A 26494-nucleotide genomic window follows, 5' to 3' on the forward strand; every position below is an offset into this window, starting at 1 on the left:
TTCATGCCAGAAACAACGAATCAAGCGGTATATCAGCCGATGACCTTTGACGCGATCCGGATCGGGCTCGCGTCTCCGGAGAAGATTCGGGAGTGGTCCAGAGGCGAGGTAAAGAAACCGGAGACCATCAATTACAGGACTCTGAAGCCGGAAAAGGACGGCCTGTTCTGCGAGAGAATCTTCGGACCCAGCAAGGACTGGGAGTGTCACTGTGGAAAATATAAAAAGATTCGGTACAAAGGCGTGGTCTGCGACCGATGCGGCGTGGAGGTTACAAAATCCAATGTGCGCCGTGAGCGCATGGGCCATATCGAGCTGGCGGCTCCTGTCTCCCACATCTGGTATTTCAAGGGAATTCCCAGCCGGATGGGACTGATTCTGGATCTGTCACCCCGTACCCTGGAGAAGGTGCTGTACTTCGCATCCTATATTGTACTGGATGCAGGCGACACCGAGCTTCAGTACAAGCAGGTGCTGACAGAGAAGGAATATCAGGATATGCGCGAGAAATACGGCAGCCGTTTCCGCGTGGGAATGGGCGCTGAGTCCATCAAGGAGCTGCTGCAGGCGATTGACCTGGAGAAGGAATCCGCCGAGCTGAAGGCGGGACTCCGCGACGCCAGCGGCCAGAAGCGTGCCCGTATCATCAAGCGCCTGGAGGTTGTAGAGGCCTTCCGCGGTTCCGGAAACAAGCCGGAGTGGATGATCATGGATGCGATCCCGGTGATTCCGCCCGATCTGCGTCCGATGGTACAGCTGGATGGAGGACGTTTTGCGACCTCTGACCTGAACGATTTATACAGAAGAATTATCAACCGCAACAACCGTCTGAAGAGACTGCTGGAGCTGGGCGCTCCGGATATCATTGTCCGCAATGAGAAGCGTATGCTGCAGGAAGCGGTAGACGCCCTGATTGACAACGGACGCCGCGGCCGTCCTGTGACAGGCCCCGGAAACAGAGCGCTGAAGTCTCTGTCCGACATGCTGAAGGGTAAGTCCGGACGTTTCCGTCAGAACCTGCTCGGAAAGCGTGTAGACTACTCCGGACGTTCCGTTATCGTGGTTGGTCCCGAGCTGAAGATTTACCAGTGCGGTCTGCCCAAGGAAATGGCTATCGAGCTGTTCAAGCCCTTCGTAATGAAGGAGCTGGTGCAGAACGGCACTGCCCATAATATCAAGAGTGCGAAGAAGATGGTAGAGCGCCAGGTGCAGCCCGAGGTATGGGATGTGCTGGAGGAGGTTATCAAAGAGCATCCGGTTATGCTGAACCGTGCTCCTACGCTGCATCGTCTGGGAATTCAGGCTTTCGAGCCGATTCTCGTGGAAGGCAAGGCCATCAAGCTGCATCCGCTGGTATGTACCGCGTTTAACGCAGACTTCGACGGAGACCAGATGGCTGTGCATCTGCCCCTGTCTGTAGAGGCGCAGGCAGAGTGCCGTTTCCTTCTGCTCTCTCCGAACAACCTGCTGAAGCCCTCCGACGGAGGCCCTGTAGCTGTTCCGTCCCAGGATATGGTGCTGGGTATCTATTATCTGACCCAGGAGCGTCCGGGAAGCGATGGAGAAGGCAAGGCGTTCAAGAGCGTAAATGAGGCGATTCTGGCTTACGAAAACGGCATTATCAAGCTGCAGTCCCGCATCAAGGTGCGTGTGGCAAAGACGCTGCCGGACGGAAGCGAGATTTCCGATATTATCGAGTCCACCATGGGACGTTTCATCTTCAATGAGATTCTGCCGCAGGATCTGGGCTTTGTAGACCGTACGATCCCGGGCAATGAGCTGAAGCTGGAGGTAGACTTCCATGTGGGCAAGAAGGGTCTGAAGCAGATCCTGGAGAAGGTCATCAATACCCACGGAGCCACCAGAACCGCTGAGGTGCTGGATGATATCAAGGCGATGGGATACAAGTATTCCACCCGTGCGGCCATGACCGTATCCATTTCCGACATGACCGTGCCGCCGGAGAAGCCGGAGCTGATCCAGAAGGCACAGGATACGGTGGATAAGATTACGCGGAACTACAAGCGTGGTCTGATCACAGAGGAAGAGCGTTACAAAGAGGTTGTGGAGACCTGGAAGGAGACTGACGCGGTGCTGACCAAGGCGCTGCTGGACGGCCTGGATCGCTACAACAATATCTATATGATGGCAGACTCCGGAGCCCGTGGTTCTGACAAGCAGATCAAGCAGCTTGCCGGCATGCGTGGACTGATGGCCGATACGACAGGCCATACCATCGAGCTGCCGATCAAGTCCAATTTCCGTGAGGGACTGGACGTACTGGAGTATTTCATGTCTGCTCATGGAGCGCGTAAGGGGCTGTCTGACACGGCTCTGCGTACTGCGGACTCCGGTTACCTGACAAGACGTCTGGTAGACGTATCCCAGGAGCTGATTATCCGCGAGGTAGACTGCTGCGAGGGCAAGGATGAGATCCCGGGCATGGTTGTCCGTGCTTTCCAGGATGGAAAGGAAGAGATTGAGAGCCTGCAGGAGCGTATTACAGGACGCTTCTCCTGCGAGACGGTTAAGGATAAGGATGGAAATATCATCGTGAAGGCGAATCATATGATTACGCCGAAGCGTGCGGAGGCCATTATCAAATATGGCGTGACCGAAGACGGAAAGCCCTATGATTCTCTGAAGATTCGTACGATTCTGACCTGTAAGTCACACATCGGTATCTGTGCGAAGTGCTATGGCTCCAACATGGCTACCGGAGAAGCGGTTCAGGTGGGTGAGTCTGTCGGAATTATCGCCGCACAGTCCATCGGTGAGCCGGGTACCCAGCTGACCATGCGTACCTTCCATACCGGCGGTGTGGCCGGCGGCGATATCACACAGGGTCTTCCCCGTGTAGAGGAGCTTTTCGAGGCCAGAAAGCCGAAGGGACTTGCGATTATCACAGAGATCGCGGGAACCGTTACGATTCTGGATACCAAGAAGAAGCGCGAGGTACAGGTCACTGACGAGGACGGCGAGTCCAAGACCTATCTGATTCCTTACGGTTCCCGTATCAAGGTACAGGACGGACAGGTGCTGGAGGCCGGCGACGAGCTGACAGAAGGAAGCGTAAACCCGCATGACATTCTGAAGATCAAAGGTATCCGCGCGGTTCAGGATTACATGCTCCGTGAGGTACAGCGTGTATACCGTCTGCAGGGTGTAGATATCAATGATAAGCATATTGAGATGATTGTGCATCAGATGCTGAAGAAGGTGCGCGTAGAGGACAATGGTGACAGCGATGTGCTTCCGGGTACGCTGATCGACGTTCTGGACTTTGAGGAAATGAACGAGAAGCTGGAGGCAGAAGGGCTGCGTCCGGCAGAAGGCAAGCAGGTAATGCTGGGTATCACAAAGGCATCCCTGGCTACCAACTCCTTCCTGTCTGCGGCATCCTTCCAGGAGACCACGAAGGTTCTGACTGAGGCAGCTATCAAGGGTAAGGTCGATCCGCTGATTGGCCTGAAGGAGAACGTCATCATCGGTAAGCTGATTCCTGCCGGAACCGGAATGAAGCGCTATCAGAATGTGCGCCTGAGCACAGAGATGAACGAGTTTTCCGAGCTGAACCTCGAGGAGGATCTGGACGAGGAAGGACTGGAGCTTACAGAAGAGTTCGATATGACAGAAAATGAGGCGGAGACATCATCAGGCGGATCGGAGGAAGCTGCAGGGAAAGAAGAGGCTGGAGAACTGGCAGAGGTATAGCAGTCCTTTGCGAAAGTAAACAAAGCGTGTTATAAAGAAGTAGGAAAATCCGCGGAAGGCGGAAAAGCAGAAAGACAGGGTGTCCCGGACTGCAGAACAGCTTCGGGATACCCTTTTTGCATCATAGGGTTCAATTATGAAAAAAACAGGAAATATATTAAAGAATTGTGAAAAGGATTGACATTGACACTGTAAGTGCTAAGATCTCAAAATAGCAGGCATTATGGAATTCGCAGAACTGTCCTTTGGCTGTCAGATGGCGATGAGGATCTGCTGGCCAAAGAAAGCGTCAAAGGAGTGAGCGAATGTTCGGATATATTGAGTGTAACCGTTCCAAGCTTTCCAGGGAGGAGCTGGAGCGTTATCAGAGCGTGTACTGCGGTCTCTGCAGAACCCTGAAGGAAAGATATGGTGAGCTGGAGAGGATGAGCCTCAGCTATGATATGACTTTTGCAGTGCTGTTTCTTTCTTCCCTGTACGAACCGGCGGAAAAGGTGGAAAGGTTCCGCTGCAGCGTACATCCTCTGAGGATGCGGACAAGTGTGCGAAACAAGTTCACAGAGTATGCGGCTGATATGACGGTTGTACTGGCCTATTTCAAGGCGCTGGATGACTGGAAGGATGAGAAAAAGCCGGGCAGACGCTGGTATGCGGGAATGCTGGGCAAGGCGTACCGGGAGATAGAAAAGGCTTATCCAAGGCAGTGCCAGGCGGTTTCAGCAAGCATCCAGGAGCTGGCTTTGATTGAGAAGGACAGAAACGCCAATCCGGATCAGGCTATCAACTGCTCAGGAAAGATGCTGTCGGAGCTTTTTGTCTGCGAAGAGGATTTCTGGAGCAACAGCCTGCGTACCTTTGGCTATGAGCTGGGCCGTTTTATTTATCTGATGGATGCGACCCTCGACTATAAGAAAGATCTGAAAAACCGGAATTACAATCCGCTGTTTAAAATGGGAAAGCAGCCGGAGGAGATGGAGGCGTCCTTGAGCCTGCCTCTGGGCAATGCCATGGAGGTGTTTGAAAGGCTTCCGCTTGTGCAGGACGCACATCTGCTGCGGAACATTCTGTATGGGGGAGTATGGCAGCAGTATTACGCAAAGCTGCGCGGGAAGGAGACAGATCATGGTTGACGATCCCTACAGAGTTCTTGGAGTCTCCAGGGACGCTACGAAGGAAGAGATAAAAAGAGCATACAGAAAAAAAGCAAAGGAATACCATCCGGATCTGCATCCAAACGACCCGCATGCAGCCGAGAAGATGAACGAGATCAATGAGGCCTATGATATGCTGAACAATCCTGAGAAGTACAGGAGGCAGCAGAACGGCTACGGCGGCTATGGACAGAGCGCTTACGGCGGTCAGGGCAGGCAGAGCCAGGGCGGCTACGGTCAGCAGGGCTCTTATGGAAACGGCGGTTATGGCGGGTACGGACAGGACGGCCCCTATGGAAATGGCGGCTACGGTCAGGATCCCTTCGGTGGTTTTGGAAGCTTCGAGGATTTCTTTGGCGGCTTCTGGAGTACGCGTACCGGCCCGGAGCAGCCGCGGACAATGCCTGGCGACAGCGAGGACATCCGGCAGGCCATTGATTTTATCAATATGGGCAGGTACCAGTACGCGGATTCTACACTGAATGCGATGCCAGGCTCCCAGAGAAACGCCCGGTGGTATTATTTAAGCTCGCTTGCCAATTACGGGCTGAATAACCAGATGCTGGCGGTTTCTCAGATACAGAAGGCGCTGCAGATGGATCCGAACAACGCCCTCTACCAGAGGACGCTGCAGAGCTACCGGTACGCGGAGGACGCCTACAATCAAAATGGAAGAGATTATCAGCGGCAGGCGGAAGGAATGGACAGGTTCTGCCGAAGCTTCTGTCTGGCACAGCTGTTCTGTATGTTCTGCAGATGCTGCTGAGACAGATAAATCTATATAGAAAGCCACAGAGCAGAACGCTGTAAAAGAAAAACGCTCCCGGGGATTTGTCATCCCTGAGGAGCTTTTTTTGCGGGAGGCTGCAGAGGAAGCCGAAAGGTGAAGCAGCTTCCCTTTCCCAGTCCGCTTTCGGCCTCAATCGTACCGTGATGTGCCTCTATAATCCATTTTACAAGGGAAAGTCCCAGCCCTGTATTGCTGCCTCCTGGATTGCGGGAGGGATCCACCCGGTAAAAGCGCTGCCAGATACGCTCGAGATTTTCCCGGGCGATGCCGATCCCGTCATCGGCAATGCTGCACACGGCGAAATCATTCTGGACAGCGAGAGTAAGCTTTACAAAACCGCCGGGGCGGCCGTATTGAATGGCATTTTCCAGCAGATTCAAAAATACACGGACCAGGCTTGCCTGATCGCCCTCTGTCATGATTCCAGGCGCGATCTCACAATCAAGGCGGATCTGCCGCCTGGCGGCAGCCTCCCGGCACTGCTCTGCGGTCATGGAGGCCAGAAGACTCAAATCGACAGGAGCCATCGTAAGCTGCTGAGTACCGTTGTCAGCCCGTGCCAGCATCAGAAGCTGGGAGATGAGGGCGGACATTTTCTGCGCCTGTTCCAGGATGACTTCCAGGCCCTCGCGCTGCTCTTCCGGCGTCGCGTCAGGAAGCAGGGAATATTCTGCCTGAGAGGTGATGACAGCCACAGGTGTCCGAAGCTCATGGGAAGCGTCGGAGGTGAACTGCCGCTCATGCTCAAAGGAGGTTTCCAGCCGGCCAAACATTTCGTTGAAGGTCTCGGCCAGCTGCCGGATTTCGCCCTGAGTCCGCTCTGTGGGGATACGGGCAGACAGGTCTCCGCCGGCGCCTATAGTCTCTGCTGTCCTTCGAATTTCTTCGATGGGAAGAAAAGCGCGCCGGGTGATGGAATAGCCCACCAGAAGGGCGACAGCGATGAGAAGCGGGCAGGCAATCAGCAGCACGAAGAACAGGGTGCGTTCCACGGAAAACAGGGTTTCTGACGGAAGAATTCCCCGGATCCACAGGATCTGCTCCTCTCCATAGGGAAGGGCGGCGTCGTAGACAGACCAGGCATTCCCGGAGGCAGAAAAGGTCTGAAAGGAAAAGGCCTTCAAGGTCGTATCTGCAGGGAAACCGGTTGGTACACTGCCTGCAATCAGGCGGCCCTGCTCGTCATAGATGCTGAAGATGACCCCGTTTTCATAGAAGCGGACATCATCGTCCAGCTCGTAAACGCCGTTTTCAAAATCAATCTCATCTGCAAAGTCCAGAACAAGCTCTTCCAGCCTGGAGTCGGATTCCCGCTGCAGAAGGCTTCTGGATATGGAGAAGATAAAGCCGAACAAAAGCAGGACGATCAGAACCAGCATACAGGCGTACCACAGGGTTACCTTCTGTTTGATGGAGAGTCCATTTCGGGGAAATTTTCTTTCGGCACTTTTTTTCATGGCTCAGTCCTCATGACGTATCCGGCTCCCCGGACCGTGTGAATCAGCTTCTGCTCAAAGCCTTCGTCGATTTTTTTCCTGAGATAGCGGATATAGACGTCTACCATGTTGGAGCCCCCCTCGTAGTCGAAGCTCCATACATGCTGTTCGATCTGCTCCCTGGAGAGAACACGCCCCTGATTCCGCATCAGATATTCCAGCATGGCAAATTCCTTGCCTGAGAGCTCAACAGATTTTCCTGCCCGCCGTACCTGGTGGCTTTTCAGATCCACTGTCAAATCCCCCAGTGTAAGTTCATCGGTCGTATGCTCTGTAGTGCGCCGGAGCATGACGCGGATCCGGGCCAGCAGCTCCTCGAAGGCAAAGGGCTTTACGAGATAATCGTCAGCGCCGCAGTCCAGTCCCTTTACCCGGTCATCCACACCGTCCCGTGCTGTCAGGAAGAGAACCGGCACCCGGTTTCCCTCCGCTCGGATCCTTTTCAGGACCTCGATGCCGGAAAGGCCCGGCAGCATGATATCGAGAATGACCGCGTCGTACGGGGAAACAGCCAGATAATCCAGGGCTTCCAGCCCGTCGCCGCAGGCATCTACGCTGTAGTGCTCCTTCAGCAGCCGTTTCTTTATAATAGTCTGCAAATGAATTTCGTCCTCCACGACCAAAAGCCGCATGTGATTTCACCCTTTCCATGTCCGGTGCAAAGGTCCCCAGGCGGGACTCTTTTCCTGTCCGGTATTTTTTCTTCATTATAATGGATTTAAATGAAAATAACATTAAAAAATTTTTTTTGAATTTTTTCTGCTTTAATCTTCTTTTAATTTTCGTAAGATAGGATAGACTCATCAAAGGGAGACACCCAAAATAAAAATCAAAATAAAACATAGAAGAAAGAGAGGACTTCATTATGAAAAAAAGATTATTAGTTGCAGCAGGCGTAGCAGGATTACTGGTACTGGCAGGATGCCAGAGCGGAGATAGTGCTGAGACGGAGCAGCTGAAGCAGCAGATAGCACAGCTGGAGCAGCAGGTGACGGAACTGGAAAACAGCAGCGCTTCCGATACAGCGGACGATACGGCTTCGGCAGATACAGCGGATGATACAGCAAATGCAGCAAATACGGCAGATACCGCCACAGACGCAGAAGCAGCAGACACGGCTGCAGGGGACGCAACAGCAGCTTCTGATGCATCTGCAGGAAATACAGGGACAGCTGCTGTTCTCACAATTGATGAGCTGACCACAAAGGTAGATGCATTTGTGGAAAAGGCAGACGCAGAAGCAGCGTCTTCTGCAGAGAAGGTTCTGGAAAATTATTTCACCCTGAAGCAGGAAGCAGAGGAAATCGACCGGGAACTGGAACGGTACGAGGATGACTTGGAGTATCAGTACAGAAACGGGTCTCTGACACGCGATGATTACCGGGCAAAAGAACGGGAAGCGGATCTTCTGGAGGATAAGCTGGATGCGGCGGAGGATACGCTGGAGTACGTATATGGAATTGACGATTAAGGTGATTGAGAAAAATTTGGAATCCTGATAGAAACAGGCAGCCCCGGGACAGAAATGCCCCGGGGCTTTTGCCTTCCGGCTTTTTACAGCCAGTAATGAATATGCTACAGCTTCACAAATACCGGCGTATGTCCAAGGGCTGGAATCAGCTTTTCCAGCACATCTGAGGTCTTCAGCTTCAGGCTGGAGGTATTGATGCAGGGATGGCAGCCAAAATCCTCCTGGGCTGTCACGTCCTCATCGATGATCAGCTGCACCTGGTTATCCGGGTCATTCATCAGACCGAGAATAGTGGCTGATCCGGGAGTTACGCCCAGATATTTTTCCATATACTCCGCCGGAGCGAAGGAAAGGCGGGAAGAACCGATTTGTTTTGAGAGATCCTTGGTTTTAAACTGCTTGCCGCCTGGCATCAGCAGAAGATAGAACCTGGTTTTCTGCGCGTTGCAGAGAAAGAGATTCTTGCAGATGTCGATGCCGAGAAGCTCGTCTACGCCCTGGCAGTCCTCGATGGTCATAGCCACATCATGGTCGACGCGGACAAAGGGAATATCCAGCCTTTCCAGCAGATCGTAAACTGCCATTTCTCTGGGGAGCCGGCCCTCCGGCTCCGGCCTTGTGGTATAAAGGTGTCTGTCGATATGTATTTCGCTCATTTTTAATCTCCTGTGTGAAACATAACTATGTGAAAGAGAAGCGGTATGCCTTGCCCATACCTTATCTGTTCCCGGATCTGTTCCCAGCGGAGCCTATCTGGTCCAGCGGCCGCTTGCGCCGCAGGGAAGAATCAAACCGGTAGATGTGACAGGCAGTCCGATCTCCTGAGAATCTACCGTTCCGCCAAAGGCCTTCAGCTCCAGGGAAATCATATAGGTCAGCACAGCCGGCGCAAGCCCTGTGGTATAGGAATTGACCAGAAAGAACAGGGGGTCTTTGCTTAAAAGCTGTGCGCAGAGATGAATCAGGGGATGAATGGCGTCCTCGATCTTCCAGATCTCTCCCTTGGGACCGCGCCCGTAGGAGGGAGGGTCCATGATGATGCCGTCGTAATGGTTTCCCCGGCGGATTTCCCGTTCCACAAATTTTACGCAGTCGTCTACGATCCAGCGGATGGGAGCCTCTGAAAGCCCGGAGGAACGGGCGTTTTCCCTGGCCCAGCCTACCATGCCCTTCGATGCGTCCACATGGGTGACCGAGGCGCCGGAGGCCGCTGCAGCCAGTGTGGCTCCGCCGGTGTAGGCGAACAGATTGAGCACCTTCACAGGCCTGCCGGCGTTCCTGATAAGTCCGCCGAACCAGTCCCAGTTGGCGGCCTGCTCCGGGAAAAGGCCCGTATGCTTGAAGCTGAAGGGCTTCAGGTTGAAGGTCAGCCGGTTGGTTCCGCAAAGGGGATAGTGAATTGCCCACTGCTCCGGAAGATCCCGGAATTCCCATTCGCCGCCGCCCTTTTTGCTGCGATGATAATGACCGTTTGGCCTCTTCCAGCCAGGGGCCTTCCGGGGCGTATCCCAGATGACCTGGGGATCGGGGCGTACCAGCTGCCAGGAGCCCCAGCGCTCCAGCTTTTCTCCCTTTGAAGTGTCAAGTATTTCGTAATCGGTCCAGTTATCGGCGATCCACATAAAAATCTCCTTTTTTCTTGATAAACAGGCGGAACAGGCCGTCTACGACAATGATAGACATGGCGATCATGCCCGCTGCGACGAGTGTCTGCGTTACGTAGTAGGACGTCATGCCGTCTGAACGAAGCATGGAATCCACGATATGGTACATGCCGGCTCCGGGCACCAGCGGCAGAATGCCGGGAATGACAAAGACTGTTACAGGCGTCTTCAGAAACCGGGCCAGCAGCTGGGCGCACAGAGAGACCAGGCAGCCGGAAATAAAGGTGGCGGCTCCGGTATTCATCAGGCGCATTTCCAGAACCAGATAAAGCGCCCATCCGGCTGCGCCGGTCAGTCCGGCGAACAGGATATGCCTGCGCGGCGTATTCAGAATAAAGCAAAAGGCAACCACGGCCAGAAAAGAGCCGGCGATTTCCAGAAGCATGGCAAAGCACCTCCCTGTACGGTATAGTTTCAACCTCCCCGGGCCATACCGGGAAGCTGCAGTTACAGTCTGCCTGGTGTTCAGCCTATGCCAAGGCCGATACCGATCCCCATGGCGACGGCGGCAGCCGTCACAAAGGCCTCCAGCATACGGGCGGTGCCGGACAGATAGTCTCCATGCAGGGTGTCAAAGACAGCGTTTGTAATTGCGACGCCCGGAACCAGGGGCATGATCGAAGCGATGACGACAGAATCCAGGCTTCCGAAGCCGGGAAATACGCGGAAAAGGGCGGAAGCCAGCATAGACGCGGCGGCAGCGCTCAGGAGCGTCCCGAAAAAGGACTGCATCCGGAGGCGTCTGCAGGCGTACAGGCAGACTGCCATGATCAGGCCGGTCAGCGCTGAGACGAAGGCTTCGGACAGCGATCCGCCGTAGGTCAGGGCAAAGGCGGCTGTCGCCACCGGAGTGGAGATCAGAAAGGCGCGGGGCTTCCAGGGATGCTCCTTTAAGGACTTTACCTGGGAAAAGGCCTCCTCCAGCTCCAGCTCTCCGGTACAGAGCCGTCTGGAAACCGCATTGAGCCGGTCTATCATATCAAGATTGGTGCCTCGGCTTGTGATCCGGCGTACGACAGTCATGGAGTGTATCGAGGGGTCGTCCAGCGTAGCCACAAAGCCCGTCATGGTTACAAAGACCTCTGCGGTCTGAAGGCTGGACAGAGAGAGAATCCGGTGCATCGTATCCTCCACCCGGTAGGTTTCCGCTCCATTTTCCAGCATCAGCTCCCCGGCTGTCACGGCCGTGTCCAGAAGCAGTTTATAATTCATAATCGTTTCCTCGCAAAGCTGCCATTCCAGGAAGAAGCCTGCTGTGAAGCTTTCGTCTGCCTGGATATTCCTGCTCTATTATACCTGTGGCGCAGGAGGCGGTCAAGGGAGAGAACGGAGAAATATAGAGGAAGCAGGCAGGTATCAGAGCTTTCTGTGGATTTCCTGGTGAAAATAGTATATAATCAGGAAATGGAAACGTATGTTTTTTGCCGTTTTCAAAAACAGGAAGGATTTCTGCAATGTTTGATATAGAAGAGGAATTAAAAAAGCTGCCGGCCAAGCCCGGCGTGTATCTGATGCATGACGAAAAGGACGCCATCATCTACGTGGGGAAGGCGGTTTCCCTGAAAAACCGGGTGCGCCAGTATTTTCAGTCCAGCCGGAACAAAGGCGTAAAGATCGAGCAGATGGTGACGCATATCGCCCGTTTTGAGTATATCGTCACGGACTCGGAGCTGGAGGCGCTGGTGCTCGAATGCAATCTGATCAAGGAGCACAGGCCGAAATACAACACCATGCTCATGGATGACAAAACCTATCCGTATATCAAGGTGACCGTGAATGAGGAGTTCCCGCGCGTCCTGTTTTCCAGGCGGCTGAAAAAGGATAAGGCGAAATATTACGGGCCGTATACGAGCGCAGGAGCGGTCAAGGATACGATCGAGCTGATTCACAAGCTGTATCAGATCCGGACCTGCAGCAGGAGCCTGCCCCGGGATATCGGAAAGGAGCGGCCCTGCCTGAACTATCATATCAAGCAGTGCGCCGCGCCCTGCCAGGGATATATCTCAAAGGAGCAGTACGCGCAGAACGTGGGGAAGGTTCTGGAATTCCTGAACGGAAATTACGGGCCGCTCCTGAAGGAGCTGGAAGAGAAGATGAAGGCGGCCTCAGACGCCATGGAGTTTGAGAAGGCCATTGAATACAGGGAGCTTTTGAGCAGCGTAAAGCAGATCGCCCAGAAGCAGAAAATTACCAACAGCGATATGGAGGATAAGGACATCATCGCGATGGCTGTGGATGGTGAGGACGCTGTGGTGCAGGTCTTTTTTATCCGGGACGGGCGGCTCATCGGCCGGGATCATTTTTATCTGAGGGCCTCTGAGGGCGAGCCGGAAAAGGAGATTCTGGGGAGCTTTATCAAGCAGTTTTACGCGGGAACGCCCTATATTCCCCGGGAGCTGATGCTGCAGGAGGCCATAGACGACCAGGAGCTGATTGAGCAGTGGCTGACTGCCAGAAAAGGCCACCGGGTCTATCTGCGGGTTCCGAAGATCGGAACGAAGGAAAAGCTGGTGGAGCTGGCAAAGAAAAACGCTGCCATGGTCCTGAGTCAGGACAAGGAGAGAATCAAGCGGGAGGAAGGCAGAACCATAGGAGCCATGAAGGAAATCTCCACGCTTTTGGGGCTCTCCGATATCGGCCGGGTGGAGGCCTTTGATATCTCCAACACAAACGGATTTGAGTCCGTAGGCTCGATGGTGGTATATGAGCGCGGAAAGCCGAAGCGCAGCGATTACCGCAAGTTCAAAATCCGGACGGTCAAGGGGCCGGACGATTACGCCAGCATGCATGAGGTGCTGACCCGCCGGTTCCGGCACGGCATGGAGGAGGAGCGTGAGCTCCGGAGCAGGGAGATGCCGGAGGAGCTTGGCAGCTTTACGAGATTCCCGGATCTGCTGATGATGGATGGAGGAAAGGGACAGGTAAACGTGGCGCTGCAGGTGCTGGAGGAGCTGGGTCTGAGGATTCCGGTCTGCGGCATGGTCAAGGACGACAATCACCGGACGCGGGGACTCTATTTTAACAATGTGGAGATCCCGATTGACCGCAATTCCGAAGGCTTCCGTCTGATTACCCGGATTCAGGACGAGGCGCACCGCTTTGCCATTGAATATCACCGCTCCCTGCGGAGCAAAGAACAGGTTCATTCTGTGCTGGATGACATCGAGGGCATCGGCCCTTCCAGGCGGAAGGCGCTGATGCGCCAGTTTCAGTCGCTGGAGGCTATCCGGGAGGCGGATGTGGAGACGCTGGCAGCCGTGCCCTCCATGAACCGCGCCGCCGCCGAAAGGGTCTGGAAATTTTTCCATTGAGGCGGCGGATACAGCCGCATTTGCTGTCATATTTTCCCGTCCGGCCTTGCAAGAATTACGGCAGATATGATAAAATGAAAGAAATATTTTGACAGGAATTCTGACAAGAAACTTTGAGAAAGGAACGATTATGGCAAGTGTATTGACAGTAGAGATGACCAAAATGGTCGAAAAGCTGAATCTTAAAAATATGACGCCGGATATTGATATCACGGATATGAAGCTGGCCTCGCCGGAGATCAACCGCCCGGCTCTGCAGCTGTCCGGATATTTCGCCCATTTTGCCTCGGAGCGGGTGCAGATTGTAGGCTTTGTAGAATATACCTATCTGCAGAGCAGGAGCGACGAGGAAAAGGAGCCTATCTATCAGAAATTTTTCTCCAGCGGAATTCCCTGTGTGATTTATACCTCTAAGACAAGACCGGAGCCCAGGGCTCTGGAGCTGGCAAATCAGTACAGGGTTCCTGTTTTTCTGGCGGACAAGACGACGTCGAATTTTATGGCGGCGATCATCAACTGGCTGAATGTACAGCTCGCGCCCCGGATTTCCATTCACGGCGTACTGGTGGATGTATATGGCGAGGGCGTGCTGATTATGGGTGAAAGCGGCATTGGAAAAAGCGAGGCTGCCCTGGAGCTTTTGAAGCGCGGACACCGTCTGGTGACGGACGACGTGGTGGAGATTCACAAGGTCAGCGACGACACGCTGGTGGGCCGTTCTCCGGAAATCACCAAGCATCTGATTGAGCTTCGCGGCATCGGCATCGTAGATGTAAAGACCCTGTTTGGCGTGGAGTGCGTGAAGGAGACGCAGCAGATCGACATGGTAATTAAGCTGGAGGACTGGGACAAGGATAAGGATTACGACCGCCTGGGCCTTCAGGAGGAGTATACGGAGTTCCTGGGCAACAAGGTGGTCTGCCATTCCCTTCCGGTCCGCCCGGGCCGGAATCTGGCGATCATCGTGGAGACCGCGGCTGTAAACCACAGGCAGAAGAAGATGGGCTACAACGCGGCGCAGGAGCTGTACCGGCGCGTGCAGGAAAGCATGGCCAGAAGAAATTAAAAAGACGCCTGCAGGCGATCCTGCTTTTGCCGGGCGCAGGCGCAGAAAATAAAAATATTTCGCGGCATGCCGTGAAAACAAGGGGTGTAAAGCTATGAGAAAATACTGTTTTGGAGCCGATATCGGGGGAACTACCGTAAAGCTTGGGCTTTTTGACCAGGACGGAATCATCCTGGAGAAGTGGGAGATTCCCACGCGTACGGAGCAGGAGGGAATTGCGATCCTGCCGGATATGGCTGCGTCCATAAAAGAAAAGATTCAGGCGCATGGGCTTGCAATGGAAGAGATCGCAGGAGTGGGCGTGGACGTTCCCGGTCCTATTTCAGAGGATGGAATCGTGCCCCATACGGCGAATCTGGGCTGGGGCTACAAGGAAGTGACAAAGGAGCTTTCAGAGCTGACGGGACTTCCCTGCAGGGCAGGAAATGATGCAAATGTAGCTGCGCTGGGAGAGATGTGGCTCGGCGGAGGAAAGGGACATACGAATGTACTGCTGATTACGCTTGGTACCGGAGTGGGCGGTGGAATCGTGGTAGATGGAAGGATTCTTACGGGCGTTCACGGAGCAGGCGGAGAGATTGGACATATTCATGTGGATGATGAGATCCAGGAGTGCTGCGGCTGCGGAAACAGGGGCTGCCTGGAGCAGTTTGCTTCTGCGACTGGAATCGCGCGTCTGGGACGTAAAGCCCTGGAAGAGAGCGATCAGCCGTCTGTGATGCGCGGTCAGGAGATGTCTGCCAAGGTTGTGTTTGACGCGGTGAAGGAAGGCGATGAGCTTGCGATTCAGGTGGCGGAAAGCTTCGGAAAATATCTGGGCAAGGCGGTAGCCGGAATGACGGCAGTTCTGGATCCGGAGATTATTGTGATTGGCGGCGGGGTATCCAAGGCCGGCCCGATTCTCCTGGACTATGTCCGGAAATATTACAAGCCCTGCGCGTTTAAGTCAGCGAAGGAGACTCCCTTTGCGCTGGCGGAGCTTGGAAATGACGCCGGGATCTATGGCTGCGCGAAGCTGATTCTCGGATAGGAAGCTTTCCGGGCAGGAAGCTTTTGGAGCGGAGGGCAGGCGTAGAAACGCAGAAATTTGTGCAGATCAGAGAAGAAGTGCCAAAAAGTGACAGCATTTTCGGCAGTCAGAAGCATTGACTTTTTGGCGGAAGAGTAATAAAATAGTCACAACAAAAGATAATACATATTGAATTACTAATGATAACAAAGACGTTACCAATTCCCGTGGTAGCGTCTTTTTACTTTTTTTGGGGCACCAGGCCCTATCTCTCCCTTTTATTTTTTATTCTCGAGGGCAACAAGCCAAACGGACATGGCCCCGGGCGCTTTTTTGGCCCCTGTGCTGGCAAGTCCATTTGGCGATTGCCGCGAGGGTAATCGATCCGCAGTTTACTGCGGATTTTTTGTTATTCTCGTTATTCTTGTGTTTCCTTTTTGAAATTGCTATAATGAGACAGTAGCATCGGGCTGCCAGGGATATGTTATCCACGGTAGGCCGGCGCTGATGATATTTGATGCGAAGGAAGCGGCAGATGAAGAAAATAGCAAAAGAAGAATGGCTGGAAATTGTTTTTTATGTGTTTATTTTGACGGTATGGCTTGCCTGGGCCTGGATTATGCCCTTCAATGAAGGACCGGATGAATATATGCGTTCCAGGATAGTGGAGTATATCGTGGAATATGGAAAGCTGCCGACAGGATATCAGCAGGAGATTATGGATTATTCCTGGGGCTTTACGTATGCTTTTCGTCCCATTTTGCCGCAAATCCTGGAAGCGGGCTTTGTGCGTGTGGGAATGCTGTTCACCTCAGATGCGTTTTCACTTCTTTTTGCGGGGAGGCTGTCCAGCATTCTCTGCGGTCTCGTGTTTGCGGGCTATGTGAGGACGATTGCGAAAAAGCTGTTTGACCGTTCCGGCATACAGTGGCTTTTTACGCTTCTTACCGTCTGCCTGCCTCAGGCCACGTTTTTGTTTACCTATCTGAATTGTGATTCTATGGCTCTTATGGCTGCAGCCATGATTGTCTGGTATCTTTTGAAGGGGATGGATGACAGCTTTTCGATTCCTGTCTGCCTGAAGCTGGCCGTCAGCTTTTCGATCTGTATTCTTTCTTATTATAATGCGTATGGTTTTTTGATCACGGGAGCGCTTGTGTTTTTCGGTTATTATCTGGAGAAAAACAGGCAGGGCGGGCACTGCTGGAAAGAGTTTTGGGCAAAGGGCGTTCTGATTCTCGGGGTGGTTCTGCTTCTCTCAGGCTGGTGGTTCGTACGGAATTATTTTCTGTATGACGGAGACATCCTGGGATTGAAGACACAGGATGAATACGCGGAGAAGTATGCGATGGATATCCTGAAGCCCTCGAACCGCCAGACCTATCAGAATCAGGGGCATTCCATGCTGTATATGCTGTTCCGTTCGGATTTTGTTTCGTCTGTGGTGAAAAGCTTTATCGGGGTTCTCGGCCCGTTGTGGTATGCGCTCCGGTGGTGGATGTACGCAGGCTACGGCATGATATTCGGGGCAGGCCTTATCGGCCTTCTGGCGGAGGCCGCAGTACGCCTCCACAGCAGAAAGCGGCGGAAAGAGTGTGAAAACGGTGCCGCGGCACGTCTGAACTACAGGCGTCTGTTTTGGCACATTGGCCTGATTGTTGCGATTGTGGTTCCGAATGTCCTGAATTTCTGGTATTCCTACGCCACGGACTATCAGCCTCAGGGGCGGTACAGCATGCCGATGCTGATTCCGTTCATGTATTATATCACGCGGGGACTGTATTTCCTGATACGCTGGATAGGAGAGCGGGCCGGAGCCTTGGCGCGCAGAATCCTGACAGTGGGTACGACGCTTGTGTGCCTGTGGATTGCAGGCTGTGCACTGTTCTGTGTTGTAAAGATTATGTGGCCGGCCTATAAGGATGTGGAGGATAAGTCGGTGGTGAAGGTGTACACAATGGAAGAGCTTTATGGGGAGGATTGGGAAGAGAGGCTTGGGCAATGAGCCAAGAAATAAAAAAGAGACGTCTGTCATGCAAGCATGTCATCCGTCTTTTTTTGTTTCTCTGCTCTGCTCATTGCCCTATAAAATGGGAGGATGCCAGGCAGCTGCTCTGCCTGGCATTTATTATGAAAAAGTTTATTCAAAAAAGGTAATTGGCGTTTAAGTTATGGTTTATTGCTTTCCTTCATCTTATGGTCTTATTATATGGAAGGAAAATGAATGAGGTATGATTATCTGTTGAACGTTTTTTAAAAGATATATGAATAAAATATGAACACAAAAACCCATAATATGGAAGTAAGATAAAAAGTTAAGCATATGTAAAGAAAATGTTATGACTTAACGAGAACTTTACAAAAATCGCGATTAAACTTTACGAAATCTTGATAATGTACTTAACATGAGCGATTATAATACTACAGAAGGAGAAGAGCCATGGAACATATCGAGATGCTGTTCCGCTTCGCAGGCGGACTTGGAATGTTTTTATACGGAATGAACGTAATGGCCGACGGTCTGCAGAAGTCCGCAGGGGACCGGATGAAGCATCTGCTGGAATTTCTCACCAGGAACAGGGTGATGGGGATTCTCGTGGGAGCAGGAGTGACGGCCATTATTCAAAGCAGCTCCGCCACGACGGTTATGGTGGTAGGCTTTGTCAATGCGGGCCTGATGACACTGGTACAGGCGGTAGGGGTGATCATGGGAGCCAACATCGGAACTACGATCACAGCCTGGCTGGTTTCTATGAGTGAGTGGGGGGCTGTACTGAAGCCTGAATTTTTTGCTCCGCTTCTGATTGGAATCGGAGCGTTTATGCTGCTTTTTGCAAAAAAGGAAAAGGCGAAGGATGTCAGTGAGATCCTGATTGGTTTTGGCGTGCTTTTTGTGGGCCTGAGCTTTATGTCTGATTCCATCACGCCTTACCGGGACGCGCCGATTTTCTCTGAGGCGTTTCGGATACTCGGCAGCAATCCGATTCTTGGAATCCTTACAGGGCTGGTGGTGACTGCTGTCATTCAGAGCTCTTCGGCTTCCGTGGGTATTCTGCAGACGCTGGCGGCAAATGGCGTGGTAAACTGGAGCTCTGCTGTCTTTATTACCCTGGGACAGAATGTCGGCACCTGTGTGACGGCGCTGCTGTCCAGCCTTGGCGCGAACAGAACGGCAAAGCGGGCAGCTGTCATACATTTGCTTTTCAATGTGATCGGAGCGGTTGTCTTTGGCATAGGAATGTTTGTAATATTTTCCTTTAACAGGGTATGGGCAGGCGCTCAGGTAAACAGTGTGGGCATCTCCATTTTTCATACAGTATTTAATATCCTGAATACGGTCATTCTCTACCCCTTTGCCAACACGCTGGTAAAGCTTTCCGGAGTGCTGGTAAAGGAGCCTGTGACGCAGGAGGAAGAGGAAATGGGAGAAGACGCAGCCTGCGGGCTTCCACATCTGGACAGCCGCCTTCTGGAGACCCCGTCCTTTGCCGTGGAGGGCGCGGTAAAGGAAGTGGTTCGCATGGGAGAGCTTGCGCTGCTTCATATGCAGACTGTTTTTGATGCGGTTCGGACGGGAAACAGAAAGTGGGTTGACAAAGCCTTTCAGATAGAGCAGACTATGAATAAATATGAAAAGCAGATGGTGGAATACCTGGCTCAGCTCAGCAAGGGCTCTCTTACGGAGCGCCAGCGCCTGACTGTGGGCAACCTGGTCTACACGGTCAGCGATCTGGAACGGATCGGTGACCACTGTGATAACATTGCAGAGCTGGCACAAAGCATGATTCAGGATGACCTGAGCTTTTCTCAGGAAGCCATGAAGGGCTTTGAGGAGATCACAGAGCTGGCCATGGATTCGGTAAAAGCAGCCGTACTGGCCAGAGAGACTGAAAGAATGGCTTATGTGCAGCAGGTGATTCAGATTGAGGATGAGATCGACGATCTGGAGGAGGATCTGAGAACAGAGCATATCGACCGTCTTGCAAGAAATGAGTGCTCTGCCGCAAAAGGAGTGTTTTTCCTGGATATGCTCAGCAATATTGAGCGGATCGCAGATCATGCCAACAATATTGTGGGCTATGTGGCTGATGAGGGAGAGGAGTAAAGAGATTGAAAAAAAAGGTTCTGATAGGCTATGTAATCGCTGCGGTCATAGCCCTGCTGGCATTTGAGTATGCGTTCTGGACCAATGGTTTCACATATCTGGAGCATCAGAGTGAGCACAGCTATCTGACCCAGGCAGAGCTTCTGCGGGATCTGTTTCTGGCTGAGGATGTGGCGGGGCAGAGCGGCGAGCGGGAGGATGCTTATGAGCAGTTTGCGGATGACTATGCAGAAAAATATAATATAAGAGTCACAATTATTGATGCTGAGGGAAATGTGCTGGGTGAATCCCGGGGCGCCGGAGAACTGATGAATAATCATCTGGACCGGGAAGAGGTTCAGAAGGCGCTCCAGGGCGAAAGCAACAGCCTGATTCGGAAATCGGATACCTTTGATGTGGACTACTGCTATTGCGCGGTTCCTGTGGAGGACGGGGATTTTCGCGGAGTGATCCGGGTGGCTGTTCCTTTGCAGGAGCTTCAGGACATGGATTATGAATTCGTCCGCTCCACGATTATGGCAATCGCGATCCTGGCAGCGCTGATTCTGTTTCTGGGGCTGTATTTCCGCAAATATGTGCTTGCTATGAAGAAGGTGGAAAATATGCGGCGGGAATTTGTCTCCAATGTTACGCACGAGCTGAAGACGCCGCTGACCTCGATCCGCGGTTTTGTGGAGACGCTGAAGGCGGGAGCCATAGAGGATCCCAAGATTGCGCACAAATTTCTGGATATTATTGAGATAGAGTCCGATCGCCTGAGCAATCTGATCAGCGATACGCTGCTCCTCTCTGAAATTGAGAGCAAAAAGGATACAAAGAGAGAGCCCTGCGATGTCAATGCGGTGATTACAGAGGTGGTAGAGCTGCTTCAGCCCAAGGTCAGGGAACATGTCCGGCTGATCTTTCATCCAGACGCTTCTGTGCGTCCTTACAGCTGCAACCGGGACCGCCTGAAGCAGCTTCTGATTAACCTGACGGATAATGGGCTGAAGGCTACAGAATTCGGCGCAGTGACGATTTCATGCAGAAGCACTGCCAGCCAGCTGGTGCTCGAAATTTCAGATACAGGCATAGGGATGGAGGAGGAGCAGCTTGACCGCATTTTTGAACGGTTTTACCGGGTTGACAAAGGACGCTCCAAGGCTCAGGGAGGAACCGGTCTGGGACTTTCTATCGTGAAGCACATTGTGGAGCTCTACAATGGGACCATTGAAGTCACAAGCAAGCCTGGCGTAGGAACAGAGTTCACTGTGAGGCTGCCTTACTGAGGAAGGGGAAAGGAAGAATAGTATGGCAAAAAAGGTAATTCTGACAATTGATGATGAAGAACATATTCTTGATTTGCTGGAATACAATCTGGAAAAGGGAGGCTACGATGTACTGCGTGCAGAGACAGGAGAAAAAGGCCTTGCGATTATGAAGACGATGCAGGTGGATCTGGTTCTTCTGGATTATATGCTGCCCGGTATAGACGGGATCGAGGTTCTGAAAACCATGCGGTCAGATCCGGCGCTTACCGCTATGCCTGTGATTATGCTGACAGCCAAGGGAGAGGAGATAGACAAGGTGCTTGGCCTTGAGATGGGGGCTGACGATTATCTGAGCAAGCCCTTTGGCATCCGGGAGCTTCAGGCCAGGGTCAAGGCCCTGCTTCGGAGAAGCTCTCTGGAGAGGATAGAGTCCCAGCCGGAGGATAAGATTCTCATTGGTGATCTGATGATTAACAATACCGCCCGGGAGGTCACGGTAGACGGACAGCCCGTTACGCTTTCCCTGAAGGAGTTTGAGCTTCTGTATCTTCTGGCAAGCCACCGCAACCGTGTTTTCACCCGTGAGCAGCTCCTGGAGCTGATCTGGGGTTATGAGTATTCCGGTGAGACCAGGACTGTAGACGTCCATGTGCGGAATCTGCGGAAGAAGATTGAAAGAGATCCGGATCATCCCCAGTATATCCAGACTGTGAGGGGGATGGGGTACAAGTTTGTGTAATATAGCCCCGCGGTTTTTCATATCCGGTGTTCGCGAGAAGCCGGACACAGGGATAACAGAAAACTGCGGGGTATTTTATTTAATCCTTTTGGGTGGCTCGGACGTTATTTATATAAAGCCATAAATGCAGAGCCGCAAAATGCAGCCGGAAAGCTTTAGATGTGGCTGATGCTTTTACCTGGAGGGATGTATATATGAGACTGTACAAGATGGAGCTGTATAAATTACTGTATCGGAAAATTTTCCGGATCAGTATGCCGGCTGTTCTGGGAATTCTTTTTGCCTATTTTCTTTTAATCTGCGTGGGAGAAGAAAGAAGCACCATAAACGGAAGCCTGTATACCGGTTTTGAGGCTATTCGAAGAGACAGAGAAATTACAGAGGAGTTTCGGGGCATTCTGACGGACGAGAAAGCCGGCCGAATTATTGAAGAATACGGTTTTCCCTCTCAGGTGATAGAGAATTATGGCGGCTTTCGGGATGAAAATTATTTAAATGGCTTTGTGACAGAGTATCTTGGAAACGGATATCTGAAAAGCTGGGATGATTATCGGATTTCGACCGGCCTGCGGCCTCTTCGGGAAAGCGAGCTGGGAAAGGCTGCGGAAGCCTCCGGCAGAGCTGTAATTCTGGATTATGCAAAGGGCTGGCCGGCTTTTTTGGAGCTTCTGCAGCTGGGGATGATCCTGGGAAGCGCGCTGGTTGTGGCTGCGGCCTCTCCGGTGTTTTCGGAAGAGCAGCAGAGCAGGATGGCTGCGCTGCTTTTTACAAGCAGGGAAGGAAGAGAGAAGGACGCTTTTGCGAAGACAGCCGCAGCGTTTACAGCGGCAGCGCTGATATATATTGTGATTACGTCTTTTATATTTCTGCTCGTGGGCGTTGTGTATGGCTTTGACGGCGGGGAATGTATGAGCGGAATGACGCTGATGCAGTATGGCTTTTATCCGGCGTCGCCAGTTTCCCTGAAATCGACTGCCTTCATCACCTTCCTGATGCTGAGCCTGGATCTGCTGGCGCTTTTTACGCTCTGCGCCATAACCTTGTGCGTGTCGGCCCATCAGAAAACGGCCTTTCACACGGTTGTCCTCACCTTTGCAGTCTGGACGGCCCCTTTGCTGCTCCGGCTTCTGTTTAACGGCGCGGGCTATCTGCTGGCGTCGGGAACACCGCTGTTTCTGGTAATGACAGGCATTCTGGCGGACTGGTACGATATGCTGTTCATCCCCGTCAGCATTGCAGCCTGTATCCTTGTGTGCACAGCCTTTTCCGGCTGGAATGCCTGGAGACGGGCAGAAGCAAATGTGTAAATTCCACGGCGTCAGCAGTGGCAGAAGAAACAATAGATGCCAGCTGATATATTAGAGAGCCTGCGGCCGGCAGTCAGTGAGAGAAAAATCTGAAATATAAAAGCCTCTGCGGTTTTCTGGATACGCCAGCGGCTGCTCCTTTGCGGAGAAAACTTAGAATTTTTCAACACACAGCCCGCGGCTTTCTTTTGCCCCAGTGTCCGGCTTCTCGCGGACGGCTGTATGATTCAGGCGGACTGCTTTTTAGTCCGTCCGGAGGCATACAGCCGTCCGTGAGACGTCCGCAAGGTGAATTGCTGTGCAACAGCAAGAGAGAGCGGCCTGGGCCGAACACCGGGCAAAGAAAGCCGCGGGCGTACGTTTGCAAAAATTCAAATTTTTCTCAGGTGTTCTTCAGCACCACCAGCTCCACATAATTTCCCACATGCTCGCAGGCATCTGCGCAGTCTTCCATATAGTCGAAAATCTCACGCCAGGAAATGATATCGATCACGTCTGTGCAGTGTTGCCGGATATTCAGAGTCGCTTCCAGGTACAGAGTATCGCATTCCTCCTCGATCTGATTCAGTTTAATTACCATGTCGTGAAGCTTTGCGGGTTTTTTGAAATTGATGAACTCTTCCATGATGCCCTTCAGGAGCTCACAGCAGTCCATAAGCTTCTGCGCAAAGGTGATGGCGTCCGGAATGATGGTGTGAATCTGGTCTACATAGAAGCGCTGCAGCACTTCCTCCAGCTTGTCCAGCACCTCGTCGATGCTCTGGCTGATCATGGCCAGGTCTTCCCGGTCTACCGGAGTGACAAAGGCTTTGGCGAGCATGGAGGACATTTCATGATGCTTGTCATCGCCCTGATGCTCGAACTCATGCATGGTGTCCAGCATGGACTTGATGTTGTCCAGATTGAAATTGTTCAGGCATTCTACCAGATATCTGGAAGCCTGGCAGGTATAGTCCGCTGCTGCGGTAAAATTTTCAAAATACTGACGGTCTGCTTTGTTTGCCATGTTCTCTCCCTTTCATTCATAAAAGATATTTAAAAAATTTTCTGTTATATACGTTTTTCAAAGCCTGATAAACATTATTTAAAACAGCCACATAAAGAGCTTTGTCATCAGAAAGCCAATCAGTCCGCAGCCGGGGAAGGTCAGGAGCCAGGTCATGCCCATTTCCTTTACGACGCTGAAATTGATGGCAGAAAGACGTTTTACAGCGCCTACTCCCATGATGGCTGTGGTTTTGGCATGGGTAGTAGAAACCGGGATGCCGAACAGCGAGCTGAAAAGCAGGGACACAGAAGCGGCCAGGTCGGCTGAGAAGCCCTGATATTTTTCCAGCTTTACCATATCCATCCCTACGGATTTGATGATTTTTTTGCCTCCGATTGAGGTTCCAAGTCCCATGACGAGCGAGCACAGAAGCATCAGCCAGATAGGCATCTGTACAGAAATCCCTTCGCTGGGATTGTGGCCGTTCACGAGAAGCATGCACAGAAGGATTACGCCCATGAATTTCTGGCCGTCCTGAGCTCCATGCATGAAGCTCATGCAGGCAGCGCCGAAAATCTGTGCGCCCCGGAAAAAGCCCTCCGTCTTTGGACGTTCCGCTTTCCGGAACAGAAGAACGACCAGCTTGCACATCAGGAAGCCCAGAGAGAAGCCCATGACCACGGAGATAACCAGTCCGTAGAGAACCTTTACCCATTCGTCCGGATTTACGCCGCTTAAGCCTCCGTGAAGGGCGATGGCGCCCCCGGTCAGGCCGGCGATCAGCGCGTGGCTTTCACTGGTAGGGATTCCAAAATACCAGGCAAGGGTGGCCCAGACTACAATCGCAAACAGGGCGGCGCTCAGGGCAACGATTGCCTCATGGGAGTTTGTGCCGAAATCGACCATTTTTGTGATTGTCTCGGCTACTGTAGCATTCAGCATACTCATGAGGAAAACGCCGAGGAAATTGAATACCGCTGCCATGAGAATAGCGGCTCTGGCTGACATGCACCGCGTCACTACACAGGTAGCGATGGCGTTTGGCGCGTCGGTCCAGCCGTTGACCAGAATAACCCCCAGAGTCAGCAGAACTGCGATCAGCAGCAGCGGGTTGGTTGTCATCTGCGCCAGAAAACTTTCCATAGATAAGTCCATAATGACCTCCGAAAATAAAGAAAATAAAAGAGTGTCCCTGAAATAAGGACAGAAAACAACCCAGAAAGACAGAATATAACTCTTTCTGCCAGTTCCGGACACGTTCATTATAGCATAGGGCTTCCGGGGAAATCAACAAATACCTAACGATTACTTAACATAAGCTTTACCTGAATGTGCTTTTAGACTTAACATTTCGATTTTAAGATAAAAAAGCAGGGCAGGGAAGAAAGCCCTGAGGCAGAAAAAGAAGAACGGGCCCACAAGGACACGGGCCAGAAGGAGAAGAAATTATGAAAAAGAAAGTAGTGAGCATTTTAACAGCTGTTACTCTTTGCGCTGCTATGCTGGCAGGCTGCGGCGGCGGAGCTGACACAGCAACGACTGAGACAACTGAAACAACAGAAACAACCGAAACAACCGATGCAGCAGAGACAGAAGAGGCTGCAGACGCTGCTGAGGAGACGGAAGCAGCCGCAGGCGACTTCGATACTTCTGCAGCAATTTCCGTATATTCCCGTGAGGATGGCTCCGGAACCAGAGGCGCTTTCATCGAGCTGATGGGAATCGAGCAGGAGGATGAGTCCGGCGAGAAGGTTGATATGACTACTCCGGACGCTACCATTACCAACAACACTTCCGTTATGATGACCGGCGTAGCCGGAGATCCGTACGCTATCGGCTATGTATCTCTTGGTTCCATGAATGAGACGGTAAAGGCTCTGACCATCGACGGCGTGGCTCCCTCTGTGGAGACCGTAAAGGACGGTACATACGCGGTAGCAAGACCGTTCAACATCGCTACCAAGGGTACTCCGGACGAGACCACGCAGGATTTCATCAACTACATCCTGAGCGCTGAGGGACAGGCAATCGTAAGCGAGGAAGGCTACATCACCATCGACGACGCGGCTCCGGCATTCGAGGGCGGCAGCGTATCCGGCGACATCGTAGTTGCTGGTTCCTCTTCCGTATCTCCGGTAATGGAGAAGCTGGCTGAGGCTTATATGGCTCTGAACGGCGATGTAAACATTGAGATTCAGACCACAGACTCCACCTCCGGAATGACCTCCGCTATCGACGGAACCTGCCAGATTGGAATGGCTTCCCGTGAGCTGAAGGAAGAGGAGACTGCAGAGCTGACCGGAACCCAGATTGCGCTGGATGGTATCGCTGTAATCGTAAACAACGAGAACCCGATTGAGGGACTGACCTCCGAGCAGGTACAGAGCATCTACACAGGAGCAACGACGACCTGGGCTGACGTTCAGTAATTAC

21 protein-coding genes are annotated in these 26494 nt (G+C 52.4%); 13 read left to right on the forward strand and 8 right to left on the reverse strand.

The window, feature by feature from the left end; translation table 11 throughout:
• Nucleotides 1-3: 3 nt before the first annotated feature.
• The 3 genes from rpoC to B5E77_RS01340 all read left to right on the forward strand — a co-directional run bounded on the left by rpoC (nucleotide 4) and on the right by B5E77_RS01340 (nucleotide 5631).
• Nucleotides 4-3714, forward strand: coding sequence for a DNA-directed RNA polymerase subunit beta' (gene rpoC / locus B5E77_RS01330; protein WP_087163580.1), 3711 nt, complete (start codon nucleotides 4-6; stop codon nucleotides 3712-3714).
• A 305-nt stretch (nucleotides 3715-4019) separates the two neighbouring features.
• Complete coding sequence (locus B5E77_RS01335) at nucleotides 4020-4844, forward strand: DUF5685 family protein (protein WP_087163581.1); 825 nt, start codon at nucleotides 4020-4022, stop codon at nucleotides 4842-4844.
• A complete protein-coding gene (locus tag B5E77_RS01340) occupies nucleotides 4837-5631 on the forward strand; it encodes a DnaJ domain-containing protein (protein WP_087163582.1) in 795 nt (264 codons plus the stop codon). Before B5E77_RS01335 ends, B5E77_RS01340 begins: the two co-directional genes overlap by 8 nt.
• Nucleotides 5632-5699: 68 nt before the next feature.
• Here B5E77_RS01340 and B5E77_RS01345 read toward each other — a convergent pair whose 3' ends face one another.
• Together B5E77_RS01345 and B5E77_RS01350 are read right to left on the reverse strand one after the other, a co-directional pair.
• The gene (locus tag B5E77_RS01345; protein ID WP_087163583.1) at nucleotides 5700-7112 is read right to left on the reverse strand and encodes a sensor histidine kinase; all 1413 of its coding nucleotides are present in this window, start codon (nucleotides 7110-7112) and stop codon (nucleotides 5700-5702) included.
• Nucleotides 7109-7783 carry a response regulator transcription factor gene (locus B5E77_RS01350; protein WP_087163584.1) on the reverse strand — a complete coding sequence of 225 codons (675 nt, stop codon included), beginning with the start codon at nucleotides 7781-7783 and terminating at the stop codon, nucleotides 7109-7111. Before B5E77_RS01350 ends, B5E77_RS01345 begins: the two co-directional genes overlap by 4 nt.
• 233 nt (nucleotides 7784-8016) lie before the next feature.
• On the opposite strand from B5E77_RS01350, the gene B5E77_RS01355 reads away from it, so the two are divergent.
• Nucleotides 8017-8622 (forward strand): hypothetical protein, encoded by a 606-nt coding sequence (locus tag B5E77_RS01355; protein ID WP_087163585.1) that lies wholly within the window; start codon nucleotides 8017-8019, stop codon nucleotides 8620-8622.
• 104 nt (nucleotides 8623-8726) lie between these two features.
• Here the strand turns inward: B5E77_RS01355 and B5E77_RS01360 are convergent, their stop codons facing one another.
• From B5E77_RS01360 to B5E77_RS01375, 4 genes are all read right to left on the reverse strand, one after another.
• Nucleotides 8727-9278, reverse strand: coding sequence for a prolyl-tRNA synthetase associated domain-containing protein (locus B5E77_RS01360; RefSeq protein ID WP_087163586.1), 552 nt, complete (start codon nucleotides 9276-9278; stop codon nucleotides 8727-8729).
• A gap of 93 nt (nucleotides 9279-9371) precedes the next feature.
• Nucleotides 9372-10244: a class I SAM-dependent methyltransferase gene (locus B5E77_RS01365; protein WP_087163587.1), complete on the reverse strand. Its 873-nt coding sequence runs from the start codon at nucleotides 10242-10244 to the stop codon at nucleotides 9372-9374.
• A complete protein-coding gene (locus B5E77_RS01370; protein WP_087163588.1) occupies nucleotides 10228-10671 on the reverse strand; it encodes a threonine/serine exporter family protein in 444 nt (147 codons plus the stop codon). Before B5E77_RS01370 ends, B5E77_RS01365 begins: the two co-directional genes overlap by 17 nt.
• Before the next feature lie 80 nt (nucleotides 10672-10751).
• Nucleotides 10752-11498 carry a threonine/serine ThrE exporter family protein gene (locus tag B5E77_RS01375; RefSeq protein ID WP_087163589.1) on the reverse strand — a complete coding sequence of 249 codons (747 nt, stop codon included), beginning with the start codon at nucleotides 11496-11498 and terminating at the stop codon, nucleotides 10752-10754.
• Nucleotides 11499-11740: 242 nt separating this feature from the next.
• Between B5E77_RS01375 and uvrC the strand changes: the two genes are divergently transcribed.
• The 8 genes from uvrC (at nucleotide 11741) to B5E77_RS01415 (ending at nucleotide 23073) form a co-directional block, all read left to right on the forward strand.
• Nucleotides 11741-13597, forward strand: a complete 1857-nt coding sequence (uvrC, locus tag B5E77_RS01380; protein ID WP_087163590.1) for an excinuclease ABC subunit UvrC — start codon at nucleotides 11741-11743, stop codon at nucleotides 13595-13597.
• Between the two features lie 130 nt (nucleotides 13598-13727).
• A complete protein-coding gene (gene hprK / locus B5E77_RS01385) occupies nucleotides 13728-14663 on the forward strand; it encodes an HPr(Ser) kinase/phosphatase (RefSeq protein ID WP_087163652.1) in 936 nt (311 codons plus the stop codon).
• 94 nt (nucleotides 14664-14757) lie between these two features.
• On the forward strand, nucleotides 14758-15693 hold the full coding sequence (locus B5E77_RS01390) for an ROK family glucokinase (RefSeq protein WP_087163591.1): 936 nt from the start codon (nucleotides 14758-14760) through the stop codon (nucleotides 15691-15693).
• A 514-nt stretch (nucleotides 15694-16207) separates the two neighbouring features.
• Entirely contained in the window at nucleotides 16208-17677 is a 1470-nt protein-coding gene (locus B5E77_RS01395; RefSeq protein WP_162609615.1) for a DUF2142 domain-containing protein, read from the forward strand.
• A gap of 435 nt (nucleotides 17678-18112) precedes the next feature.
• Nucleotides 18113-19777, forward strand: coding sequence for a Na/Pi cotransporter family protein (locus B5E77_RS01400; protein ID WP_087163593.1), 1665 nt, complete (start codon nucleotides 18113-18115; stop codon nucleotides 19775-19777).
• 5 nt (nucleotides 19778-19782) lie between these two features.
• Nucleotides 19783-21045 (forward strand): sensor histidine kinase, encoded by a 1263-nt coding sequence (locus B5E77_RS01405; protein ID WP_087163594.1) that lies wholly within the window; start codon nucleotides 19783-19785, stop codon nucleotides 21043-21045.
• 22 nt (nucleotides 21046-21067) lie between these two features.
• On the forward strand, nucleotides 21068-21766 hold the full coding sequence (locus B5E77_RS01410; RefSeq protein ID WP_087163595.1) for a winged helix-turn-helix domain-containing protein: 699 nt from the start codon (nucleotides 21068-21070) through the stop codon (nucleotides 21764-21766).
• A gap of 194 nt (nucleotides 21767-21960) precedes the next feature.
• The gene (locus B5E77_RS01415; protein WP_087163596.1) at nucleotides 21961-23073 is read left to right on the forward strand and encodes a hypothetical protein; all 1113 of its coding nucleotides are present in this window, start codon (nucleotides 21961-21963) and stop codon (nucleotides 23071-23073) included.
• 382 nt (nucleotides 23074-23455) lie between these two features.
• Here B5E77_RS01415 and B5E77_RS01420 read toward each other — a convergent pair whose 3' ends face one another.
• Both B5E77_RS01420 and B5E77_RS01425 read right to left on the reverse strand, forming a co-directional pair.
• Nucleotides 23456-24079 (reverse strand): DUF47 domain-containing protein, encoded by a 624-nt coding sequence (locus B5E77_RS01420; RefSeq protein ID WP_087163597.1) that lies wholly within the window; start codon nucleotides 24077-24079, stop codon nucleotides 23456-23458.
• Between the two features lie 78 nt (nucleotides 24080-24157).
• Entirely contained in the window at nucleotides 24158-25216 is a 1059-nt protein-coding gene (locus tag B5E77_RS01425; RefSeq protein ID WP_087163653.1) for an inorganic phosphate transporter, read from the reverse strand.
• A gap of 293 nt (nucleotides 25217-25509) precedes the next feature.
• On the opposite strand from B5E77_RS01425, the gene B5E77_RS01430 reads away from it, so the two are divergent.
• A complete protein-coding gene (locus tag B5E77_RS01430; RefSeq protein WP_191431196.1) occupies nucleotides 25510-26490 on the forward strand; it encodes a substrate-binding domain-containing protein in 981 nt (326 codons plus the stop codon).
• Nucleotides 26491-26494: the final 4 nt, after the last annotated feature.

The organism is Lachnoclostridium sp. An131 (assembly GCF_002160825.1).
Taxonomy (GTDB): Bacteria; Bacillota; Clostridia; order Lachnospirales; family Lachnospiraceae; genus Laedolimicola.